Annotated in this window: 6 protein-coding genes and 1 pseudogene; 4 read left to right on the forward strand and 3 right to left on the reverse strand. The window is 72.9% G+C overall.

The genetic code is table 11. The features are described from left to right. Positions 1-81: 81 nt before the first annotated feature. A complete protein-coding gene (locus FHX31_RS32350; RefSeq protein WP_013288884.1) occupies positions 82-1,290 on the forward strand; it encodes a DUF4032 domain-containing protein in 1,209 nt (402 codons plus the stop codon). 13 nt (positions 1,291-1,303) lie between these two features. Here the strand turns inward: FHX31_RS32350 and nagA are convergent, their stop codons facing one another. The 3 genes from nagA to FHX31_RS32365 are packed head-to-tail and all read right to left on the reverse strand — an operon-like array spanning position 1,304 to position 4,268. Then, positions 1,304-2,413 (reverse strand): N-acetylglucosamine-6-phosphate deacetylase, encoded by a 1,110-nt coding sequence (gene nagA, locus FHX31_RS32355; RefSeq protein ID WP_047891124.1) that lies wholly within the window; start codon positions 2,411-2,413, stop codon positions 1,304-1,306. After that, positions 2,410-3,342, reverse strand: a complete 933-nt coding sequence (locus tag FHX31_RS32360; protein ID WP_013475069.1) for an ROK family protein — start codon at positions 3,340-3,342, stop codon at positions 2,410-2,412. The genes nagA and FHX31_RS32360 overlap by 4 nt, the downstream gene beginning before the upstream one ends. Then, complete coding sequence (locus tag FHX31_RS32365; protein ID WP_013288880.1) at positions 3,339-4,268, reverse strand: SIS domain-containing protein; 930 nt, start codon at positions 4,266-4,268, stop codon at positions 3,339-3,341. Before FHX31_RS32365 ends, FHX31_RS32360 begins: the two co-directional genes overlap by 4 nt. A gap of 199 nt (positions 4,269-4,467) precedes the next feature. On the opposite strand from FHX31_RS32365, the gene FHX31_RS32370 reads away from it, so the two are divergent. From FHX31_RS32370 to FHX31_RS32380, 3 genes and pseudogenes are all read left to right on the forward strand, one after another. Next, positions 4,468-5,253 (forward strand): DeoR/GlpR family DNA-binding transcription regulator, encoded by a 786-nt coding sequence (locus FHX31_RS32370; RefSeq protein WP_013288879.1) that lies wholly within the window; start codon positions 4,468-4,470, stop codon positions 5,251-5,253. A 142-nt stretch (positions 5,254-5,395) separates the two neighbouring features. After that, positions 5,396-6,394 carry an ATP-binding cassette domain-containing protein gene (locus FHX31_RS32375; protein ID WP_013475073.1) on the forward strand — a complete coding sequence of 333 codons (999 nt, stop codon included), beginning with the start codon at positions 5,396-5,398 and terminating at the stop codon, positions 6,392-6,394. Beyond that, a pseudogene (locus tag FHX31_RS32380) lies at positions 6,391-6,865 on the forward strand (ABC transporter permease subunit); the annotation flags it as partial. The gene FHX31_RS32375 and the pseudogene FHX31_RS32380, both read left to right, overlap by 4 nt.

Genomic DNA, 6,865 nt, shown 5'->3' on the forward strand with positions numbered 1-6,865 from the left:
GGGGCGGCGCGGGCATCGGCGGCTGTGTGCCCAACCACGAAGGGAAGCGCGGCGCGGGGGTCAGCGGTCACACTGGTTGCCGTGCGGATCACCTCGGCTCTCGTCGACCCGGCGCTGCTCGACCTCCCCTGGTCGACACCGCTGGAGCAGTGGCCTGCCGAACACCTGGTGGCGCTGCCGCAGGGCATCTCCCGGCACATCGTGCGGTTCGTCCGGCTCGGCGGGTACGTCTACGCGGTGAAGGAGACCGGCGAGCGGGTCGCCGAGCGCGAGTACGACCTGCTGCGGGCGCTGGAGCGGATCGACTTCCCGTCGGTCGAGGCCATCGCGATCGTGGCCGACCGGCAGACCGACGACGGCGAACCGCTGGACCCGGTGCTGATCACCCGGCACCTCCAGTTCTCGCTGCCCTACCGGGCGCTGTTCTCCAACACGCTGCGCCCGGAGACCATGAACCGGCTGCTCGACGCGCTGGCCGCGCTGATCGTGCGGATGCACCTGACCGGCTTCTTCTGGGGCGACTGCTCGCTGTCGAACACCCTGTTCCGGCGGGACGCGGGCGCGTTCGCCGCGTACCTGGTCGACGCGGAGACCGGCGCGCTGCACCCGTCGCTGTCGAACGGCCAGCGCGGCGAGGACCTGGAGATCGCCCGGGTCAACATCTTCGGTGAGGCGCTCGACCTCCAGGCCGCCGGCCTGCTGCACGAGTCGATCGACCCGGAGGTGGTCTGCGAGGAGGTCGTGCAGCGCTACGAGCGGCTCTGGCACGAGATCACCTACGAGCAGCAGGTCGAGCGCGCCGCCCGGCACGACATCGAGGGGCGCATCCGCCGCCTCAACGAGCTGGGCTTCGACGTGGCCGAGGTGGCCATGTCGACAGTCGACAACGGGCGCTACCTGGTGCGGCCGAAGGTGGTCGACGCCGGTTACCACACCCGGCGGCTGCTGCGACTGACCGGCCTGGACGCCGAGGAGAACCAGGCCCGCAGGCTCCTCAACGACCTCGACGCCTACCGGCTGGAGAGCGACCTGACCGACGAGCAGCAGGCGGCGCACCGCTGGCTGACCGAGGTCTTCGAGCCGGTGGTCCGGGCCGTGCCTGCGCACCTGCGGAACAAGCTGGAGCCGCAGGAGCTGTTCGCCCAGATCATCGAGCACAAGTGGCTGCTCTCCGAGCAGGCCGGGCGGGACGTCGGGATGCGCCGGGCGGTGCAGTCGTACCTGGCCGACGTGCTCGTGCACCGGCCGGACGAGCAGGCGGTGCTCGGCGTCGAGGTGCCGAGCGCCTGACGCCGGGGGCGGATCACTCCACCCAGTCGCCGCCGCGCATCACCCGCACCACGTTCAGGTCGTCGTCCAACATCACCAGGTCGGCGCGCAGCCCGGCGACCAGCGCGCCCACCTGGTCGCCCAGGCCGATCGCGCGGGCCGGGGTGGTGGCGACCATCCGGCAGGCGTCCGGCAGGGCCACACCCGCGCCGACCGCGTGCCGCAGCGCCGCGTCCATCGTGAGCGTGCTGCCGGCGATCGCGCCGTCACGGCTGAGCCGAGCCACCCCACCGGACACGGTGACCGCCTGGCCGCCCAGCTCGTACTCGCCGTCCGGCATCCCGGCGGCGGCCATCGCGTCGGTGATCAGCGCGGCCCGCTCCGGGCCGGCCACCGACGTGGCGAAGCCGAGCATGCCGTCGTGCAGGTGCACCCCGTCGGCGACCAGCTCGCACACCACGTTCGGGGCCTCCAGCAGCGCCACCACCGGGCCGGGCTCGCGGTGGTGCACCGGGCGCATCCCGTTGAACAGGTGGGTGCCGACCGTCGCGCCCGCGGCCACCGCCGCCCGGGTCTGCTCCCAGGTGGCGTCGGTGTGCCCGACCGCCACGACCACGCCGTGCGACACCAGCAGCTCGATCGCCTCGGTGGCGCCGTCCCGCTCGGGAGCGATGGTGACCATGCGTACGGCGCCGCCGCCCAGCTCGATCAGCTCGGTCAGCTCCGCGGTGGACGGGTCGCGCAGGAACTCCGGGTTCTGCGCGCCGCAGCGGTCGGCGGACAGGTACGGGCCTTCGAAGTGGACGCCGGCGAGCACGCCGGACTCCACCAGCGGACGGTAGGCGGCGGTCGCGTCGCGCATCAGCTCGAACGGGGAACTGACCAGGCTCGCCAGCAGCGTGGTGGTGCCGTGCCCGCTGTGGAACGCGGCTGCCTGCCGGGCCGACTCCGCGTCGCCGGTGGTGAACGTGTGCCCGCCGCCGCCGTGGGTGTGCATGTCCACGAAGCCCGGCACGATCCAGTGGCCGTCGCGCACCGACGGATACTCGGCGACAGCGGTGATCCGCCCGTCGGCGATCTCCACGCAACCCTGCCGGATGACGCCGGTCGGGGTCACCACCTTGCCGGTCACGCGCCGGGTCATCGACTCTCCTTCGCCAGGGTGTCCAGGGCCAGCAGGGCGGCGCCCAGGCAGCCGGCCTCGTCACCGAGGTCGGCCGCGACCAGGCGCGGCTCGCGGTGGAACGTCAGCCGCTCGCGCAACGCCGTCCGCAGCGGGTCGAACAGCCGGGGACCGGCCTGGGCCAGCCCGCCGCCGAGCACCACTGTCGAGACATCGTAGAGCGCCTGCCCGGTGGCGAGTCCGTCGGCGAGGGCCTCGACCGCCTCCTGCCACACCTCCACGGCGAGCGGCTCACCGGCGGCCGCCCGGTCGGCCACCTGGGCGGCGGTGGTGGGCGCACCTGACAGCTCGGCGTACCGGCGTCCGATCGCCGAGGCCGACGACACCGCCTCCAGGCAGCCGGTCCGCCCGCATCCGCAGCGCGGGCCGCCGGGGCGTACCAGGATGTGGCCGATCTCCCCGGCGGCGCCGTGCGCGCCGGTGGCGGCCGACCCGTCGACCACGTGGGCGGCGGCGATGCCGGTGCCGATCGCGACGAACAGCACATGCCCGCCGTCCCGTCCGGCACCGAGCCGGGCCTCGGCCAGGCCGCCCGCCCGCACGTCGTGGCCGAGCGCCGCCGGCAGTCCCAGCCGCGTGCCCGCCAGCTCCCGCAGGGGTACGTCCCGGAAGCCCACGTTCGCCGACCAGACCGCCACGCCGCGCGCCTCGTCGACCACTCCGGGTACGGCGATGCCGCAGGCCACCGGGGTACGGCCGTCGGCGCGGGCCTTGCCGGCGAGCCCTTCGGCCACGTCGAGGATCGTGCCGACCACGGCCTCCGGGCCGCGCTGCGCGTCGGTGGCGTGCCGTTCGGTGTGCACAGTCGTGCCGTCCGGCCGGACCAGGGCGCACTTCATCCCGGTGCCGCCTACGTCCAGCGCGACGACGACCTCGTCGCCTGCGCTCACGCCAGGACCACGGACCGGGTGAGGTGCCGCGGCGCGTCCGGGTCGAGGCCGCGGCTGGTGGCGAGCGCGACCGCGAACCGCTGGGCCAGGATCAGGTCGGCCATCGGGTCGACCGGGTTGCGGCCGGCCGACCAGCTCGTCAGCACCGTGCGCCAGCCGTGCGTGCGGCTGTGCACGAACGCGGCGCCGGTCGCGGCCACGTCCTCGGGCAGGCCGTCCGGGATCTCGCCGAGCGCCCAGACCAGCCGTCCGGGCGCGGCGACCGAGATCGGGCCGTGCCGGTAGTCCATGGCCGGGTACGCCTCGGCCCAGAACGTGGCCGCCTCGCGGCACTTCAGCGCGGCCTCCTGGGCCAGCCCGACGGTCCAGCCGCGACCGAGGAAGGTGACCTGCTCGATGCCGGCCGGGTCGATCGGCAGCGGGGCGCGTACGGCCACCTCGGCGTCGGCGGCCAGCCGCCCGAGGTCCTCGCCGAGGTGGGCGCGCAGCAGCGCCAGCGCGGTGGTGGCGAAGCGGGTCTGCACCACCGACCGCTCGTCGGCGAAGGGCAGCGCGACCGTGGCGTCGGCGAGCGCGACGGCTGCCGAGTCGGGGTCGCCGACCAGGACCGTGGTGGGGATCCGCCCGCGCAGCGCGGTGAGCAGGTCGAGCACCTCGGTGGTGGTGCCGGAGCGGGTGATCGCGATCAGCCGGTCGTAGTTCCGGCCGGCCGGGAACTCGCTGGCCTGGAAGGCGTCGGTCTCGCCCTGGCCGGCGGCCTCGCGCAGCCCTGCGTACGCCATCGCCATGAACCACGACGTGCCGCAACCGACCACGGCGACCCGCTCGCCGGGGCGCGGCAGGTGCTCGGCGACGGTCGGGGCGAGTCGCGCCGCCTCCCGCCAGCAGTCGGGCTGGCTCGCGATCTCCGCGTGCACGTACGCCATGACAACTCCTCCCCAGGGGAGACCTTGCGCAATACGGCGCGATACGGCCGCCTTTCGCGCGTCATTCTGCGCGAAACCTGGTGGTCGTGGCAACCGTCTCTCCGTTCGCGCAGCGCAGGGTTTTGCGCGGACCCAGTTTCGCGCACTACTGTGCACGCAACCGATCACCGTTCACGCACAGTCTGGGGAGGGCCCCGCGGTGGACCGCTACGCGCGCTGGAACGCGCTGCTGGAGATGCTGACCGACAGCGGCCGGGTCAGCGTCGAGGAGGCGGCCGGGCGGCTCGACGTCTCCCAGGCCACCATCCGGCGCGACTTCGACCAGCTCGCCCAGCAGCAGATGATCACCCGTACCCGGGGTGGCGCGGTCGCCAACGGCGTCTCCTACGACCTGCCGCTGCGCTACAAGACCGCGAAGCACTCGGCCGAGAAGCAGCGGATCGGCACCGCCGCCGCCGCGCTCGTGTCGCCGGGCACCGTCGTCGGTCTCAACGGCGGCACCACGAGCACCGAGGTGGCGCGGGCGCTCGCCGTCCGCCCCGACCTCAACACCAGCGCCGAGGGTGCCCAGCTCACAGTGGTGACGAACGCGCTGAACATCGCCAACGAGCTGCTGGTGCGCTCGCGGATGAAGGTGGTGGTGGCCGGCGGCGTGGTCCGGCCGAAGTCGTTCGAGCTGGTCGGCCCGCTCGGCGGGGCGCTGCTGCGCGAGGTCACGCTGGACGTGGCGCTGCTCGGCGTGGACGCGATCGACCCGCAGCTCGGCGCCGCCGCGCACCACGAGGGCGAGGCGGCCATGAACAGCCTCATGGTGGCCCGGGCCAAGCGGGTCGTCGTGATAGCCGACTCGTCGAAGCTCGGCGGGCACGCGTTCGCCCGGATCTGCCCGGTGGACCGGGTCGAGACGCTGGTGACCGACTCCGGCGCGTCGCCGGACGTGGTGGCGGCGTTCCGCGAGGCGGGCGTCCACGTCGTCTGCGCCTGACGTGCAAGGAAGGGCCCCTTCTTAACGCCTGCGGTAGAGGAGGGGCCCCTTTTTAACGCGCCGACACTGCATACCGGGTATTGCCTTCCGGTGCATACCGCGTATGGTGTCGCTGACGCCTACTTATCGGGGGAGGTCAGCTGTGTCGGCTGTCCTGGAGATCGAAGGTCTCCGCAAGACGTACCGAAGCCGGAAACGCGGGGTTCGCCACGCGCTCGACGGCTTCGACATGCGAGTGGAAGCCGGCCAGGTGCACGGCTTCCTCGGCCCGAACGGTTCGGGCAAGACCACCACGCTGCGGACGCTGCTCGGCCTGATCAAGCCGAACGGCGGCCGGATGGCCATCCTCGGTCAGGAGCTGCCGCACGCGCTGCCGGCGGTCGCCGGGCAGGTCGGCGCCATCGTGGAGAGTCCGCAGTTCTTCCCGCACTTCACCGCGCGGGACACGCTCGGCCTGCTCGCCCAGGCCGGTGAGCTGCCCAAGCAGCGTGTGGACGAGGTGCTGGAGCTGGTCGGGCTGCGCGACCGGGCCGGCGAGCGGGTCAAGACCTACTCGCTCGGCATGAAGCAGCGCCTCGCGGTCGCCTCCGCGCTGCTCAAGAACCCCAAGCTGCTGATCCTCGACGAGCCGGCGAACGGCCTCGACCCGGGCGGCATCCGGGAGATGCGCGGGCTGATGCGGGAGCTGTCCGAGGCCGGGATGACAGTGGTGCTCTCCAGCCACATCCTGGGCGAGATCCAGCTCATCTGCGACTCGGTCACCATCATCTCACTCGGCCGCCGGGTCGCGTTCGGTCCGGTCGACCAGGTGCTCGCGGCCCACTCCCAGGGTGCCGTGCGGGTACGCCTGGAGGCGGTCAGCGACCTGCCCCAGGCCGCCGACGCGCTCACCCGGGCCGGGGTCCACGTGGCCGCCGAGCCGGACCACCTGATGCTGTCCGGCGTGGACAAGCCGGCCACCGTCAGCCGGCTCCTCGCCGAGCAGGGCCTGTACGTCAGCGAGCTCACCCCGGTCGCCGTCGACCTGGAGAGCGTCTTCCTCGAACTGACCGCCACCGCGCCGGTCCCCGGCCAGCACCGTCAGGTCGATCAGTCCGCCAAGGTCGACCAGACCGGCACCGCAGGAGGTTGGGGCGCATGAGCCTGTTCGTCACCGAGCTGCGCCGGCTCGGCAAGCGCCGGGTGACCCGGCTGATGCTCGTGCTGCTGGTGCTCGGCCTGGCCACCGTCGCGACCGCGTTCAGCTTCTCCAGCGAGAAGCTCTCGCCCGTCGTGGTGGCCGAGGCCGAGGCCAAGGCGAACAACGACTACCAGTCCGCGATGACGGAATGGAAGCGCACCATCGCGGAGTGCGAGGCGGCCCAGGCGCGCGGCGAGAAGACCGAGGAACGGTACGGCCCGAACTGCGGCAAGGATTACCAGCCGCAGCCCGACATGTTCGAGGCGAAGTGGTACCTGCCGTACCAGTTCGACTTCCGGGCCGAGTTCCCCCTGTTCATCGCCGTGTTCGCCGCCTCCGTGGCGCTGTTCGGCTTCATCGTCGGCGCCTCCTTCGTGGGCGCCGAGTGGAACACCGGCGGAATGATGAACCTGTTGCTCTGGCGGCCGAAAC

This window comes from Micromonospora sp. CNZ286 (assembly GCF_014207755.1).